Below are 3,299 nucleotides of genomic sequence, written 5' to 3'. Positions count from 1 at the left end.
CTCGGCGGAAGGGCGACCGCAAATCTTGCTCAACCAATGCGCCCATTGCGACGACGCGCCCTGCGTCAACACCTGCCCGTTCGGCGCCGTCTATCGCGACGATGACGGCCTCGTTCGGATCGACCCGCGGATGTGCGCCGGCTGCAAGTACTGCGTGACGAGCTGCCCTTACAACGTGCGCTGGGTCCATCCCGACAGCGGCCTTCCGATGAAATGCATGGGCGACGGCTGTCTGTCGCTCGTCGCGGCCGGCCTCCAGCCCGCCTGTGTGCAGGCCTGCCCCTGCATGGCGCGGGATTTCGGCGACCTGAACGATCCCGAAAGCAGCGTCAGCGTGACGCTGCGCACGAAAAAAAGCCGGCGCCTGCTGCCCAACAGCGGCGCGGAACCGAAATTCTTCATCGTGGAGGAAGTGTGATGGCTGGTCAGGAAATCGTCTTCCAGTCGCACATCGCGCACTGGACGTGGACCATCGCCTGGTTCTTCTGGTTCGTCGGCATCGGGGGGATGACCTCGGTCGCCTATTACTCGGTCCGAAAGGCGCCGGTCGCCTATACGGTGCTGGGCGCGATCATTCTGGGCCTGCTGTTCGTGGTCTCGCACCTGTCGCGCTGGTGGAACCTGCCGATCCTCGTCTGGACCATGGTGACCAACCTGCACTTCAACTTCGGCTCGTGGATGTTCGTCGGCGTGTGCATCCTGTCGGTCCATCTGATCCTGGCCGCCATCCTCGCCTTCTCGCACATGGACTTCATTCTCGACCGTTTCCCCATCGCACCCAAGACTGTGCGCTGGATCGTCGTGTCGCTGCGTGAAAGCAATCTGTTCGTCGGCCTGTTCGGCTTCGTGGGCGTGTTCAGCGTCGTCTACAGCGGCTTCCTGCTGACGCAGGCTGTGGGCATTCCGCTCTGGGGCAACGCGCTGATCCCGGTGCTCTGGGTGATCAGCGCCAGCGTCGCCACCGTCGCGGTGCTCGAGCTGATGTACGTGGTCGGCTGGGTCGACGAGAAAGTGTCGATCTTCGGCATGAAGCTCGGCCTCGGCCTCGACGCGGTGAAGCTGCTCGCCGTGCTCGCCTTCCTGCACGTCTCGCTCGGGCTGACGAGCGTCGCGGCGCGGGCCGGCGCGCAGGAGCTGACCACCGGCTCGCTCGCCTGGATGGTCTGGGGCGGCGTCGTGGGCGTGGGCATTCTGCTTCCGATGGCGCTCGCGGCCTGGATGCTCCTGCGGGGCAAGAACAAGCCGCTGATCGTGGTGTCGGCCGTCGGTGCGCTGTCCGGCGTGCTGTTCCTGCGCGCCGCCGTGCTGATGGCCGGCGCCTGGGAGCCCCTCGCCTGAGGCGAGAGGCGGGACGGGCCGGCCCGACCCCGGTTGGTCCGCCCCCGGACGACACACACGCGCGCGCCCCGGATCGCGAGACCCGGGGCGTGTCGCTTCGACCGCTCGCCTTCGCTCAGAGCGCAGCGCCGCCGAGATGCGCGCCTACGAAACCCGCGAACAGGTCGGGGGCCTCGAGGTTCATCGAATGGCCGACGCCCGGAACCTTGACGAGGCGCGCATTCGGCAGCCCCGCCGCCATCGCCTCGACATCGGCCTGTGGGATCCAGAGGTCCTGCTCGCCCCAGACGATCAGCCGCTCCGCCTTCATCTCGCCCATCCGCGCCGTCAGCCCGCCGGTCGCCGACGCCCGGTCGAGATGGAAGGGCGTGCCGAGCCAGACGCCGTCCGACACGCCGAACGTCTGGTCCACGATCCGGTCGTAGAAGCGCGCGAGCTCGGATTTCGGATCGAGGAAGGCGGGCGCCCTCCCCTGCGTCAGGCTCGACGGGTCGAAGAGCGTCGGCGCGGCGCTGGCCATCACGGCCCGGGTGACCGCCTTGGCCGACTTCATCGCCTCGAACACCGCGCGGCCCGCGGCGTCGAAGGCCATGCCCTTCGGCGAGACCGGGTCGAGGTCGAGGATGCGGGGGAAGCGCCCCGGCGCCGCCAGCTCCATCAGCGCCGCGATGTAGCCTCCGGTCGAATGGGTGATCAGGTGGCAGCGCCCGACGCCGAGCGCGTCGAGCCCCTCCAGCATGTCGGCGGCGTGCCGCTCCATCGCGTAGTTGGCGTAGTTCGGCCCCGGCTCGGGCCTGTCGCTGTCGCCGCAGCCGCGCCAGTCGAAGCCGATCACGCGCAGATCGCGCGGCAAACGCCGCGCGACCAGCTCGAACCACTCCTTGCTGGCGAGATTGCCGTGGATGAAGGCGACGGTCGTCGAACCCTCGCCCCATGCGCGCCAAGCCAGCCGCACGCCCTCGCCGACGTTCACATGCCCCACGGGGCGCCCCTCACTTGCTGAGGCCTGCGGTGGACGGCGCTTCGCCCCCCGCCGCGACCGCGCCCGCGGCAGCCGCCGGCGCGCCGTTGACGAGCGCGTCGACCACTTTGGGAGAGAAGGCCTGCACGCGGCCCGTCAGCGCGAAATCCACCACGTCGCGCGCGAAGCGGATCGGCTCGTCGGTGTGGATGAAATGCCCCGCGCCGGGATAGATCTTCACCACCGGCGGATTTCCCGCCGCCGCCATCCGCTCGACGAACGGCGTGATCACCTGATTTGCCATGTCGGTCAGCCCGTTGAGCGGGGTCGAGGGGATGAACGGCTCCTCCGCGCCGAAAGCGAGGAAGATCGGCGCCTCGATCTGCGGCAGGCGGCGATACAGGTTGTCCGGGTCGCCGCGCAGCAGTTCCGACGCGATCGCGTGAATGTCCCAGATGAACGCCGTCACCCATTGGCGGAACTCCGCCGGGTTGCCCCCGATCATCTGGATGCGCTGGTCGGTGTGCAGCCGCGCATAGGGCGTCTCGCGCTTGAAATAGCCCATTGGCGAGGGGATGCGGTTTCCGGCGGCGTCGCGTGCGTAGAAGTTGAAGAAGTCCTCCACGCTCTGCGCCGTGCGGTCGAACTCGCCCTGGAACAGCCCCGCCTGATCCCACACCGTGCGCCATGTCTCGCCCTGATTGGCGAGCGCAGGGTCGAACAGCGCGACCATGTTACCGCCGCCGAGGTCGATCTCCATCGGGAACTCCTCGAGCCCGGCGGGGCCTTCGAGGATGACGCTCTCGACAGTCTCCGGCCATTCCAGCGCATAGCCGAGCACGAACTGCCCGCCGAGGCTGTGGCCGTAGTAATGCGCCCGCGCAACGCCGAGCTTGTTCACGACCACGTCGTGGATCGCCTCGCGCATGTCCTGCATCGAGCGCGACTCGTCGAGGTGCAGGTTGCCGGGTCCGGACATGCCGTAATGCGGCAGGTCGGG

At 68.3% G+C, this 3,299-nt stretch carries 4 protein-coding genes; 2 read left to right on the top strand and 2 right to left on the bottom strand.

From position 1 onward, the window contains the following. Positions 1-418, top strand: a 418-nt coding sequence (locus V7Q31_RS18230) for a 4Fe-4S dicluster domain-containing protein (RefSeq protein WP_333835266.1), incomplete at its 5' end; no start/stop codon positions are given. Next, entirely contained in the window at positions 418-1,338 is a 921-nt protein-coding gene (nrfD, locus tag V7Q31_RS18225; RefSeq protein ID WP_333835265.1) for an NrfD/PsrC family molybdoenzyme membrane anchor subunit, read from the top strand. The genes V7Q31_RS18230 and nrfD, both read left to right, overlap by 1 nt. 115 nt (positions 1,339-1,453) lie before the next feature. On the opposite strand, the gene V7Q31_RS18220 is transcribed toward nrfD, so the two are convergent. After that, a complete protein-coding gene (locus V7Q31_RS18220; RefSeq protein ID WP_333835264.1) occupies positions 1,454-2,320 on the bottom strand; it encodes an alpha/beta fold hydrolase in 867 nt (288 codons plus the stop codon). 10 nt (positions 2,321-2,330) lie between these two features. Further along, a partial coding sequence (locus V7Q31_RS18215) for an alpha/beta fold hydrolase (RefSeq protein ID WP_333835263.1) occupies positions 2,331-3,299 on the bottom strand: 969 nt, incomplete at its 5' end.

The organism is Rubrimonas sp. (genome assembly GCF_036788415.1).
Taxonomy (GTDB): domain Bacteria; phylum Pseudomonadota; class Alphaproteobacteria; order Rhodobacterales; family Rhodobacteraceae; genus Rubrimonas.
Note: the sequence above shows the minus strand (reverse complement) of the source record. Positions and strands in the feature narration are given on the sequence as shown.

Bases quoted from the DNA above. Each gene is read 5' to 3' on its own strand.
- nrfD (WP_333835265.1), top strand. From the start codon at position 418: ATGGCTGGTCAGGAAATCGTCTTCCAGTCGCACATCGCGCACTGGACG.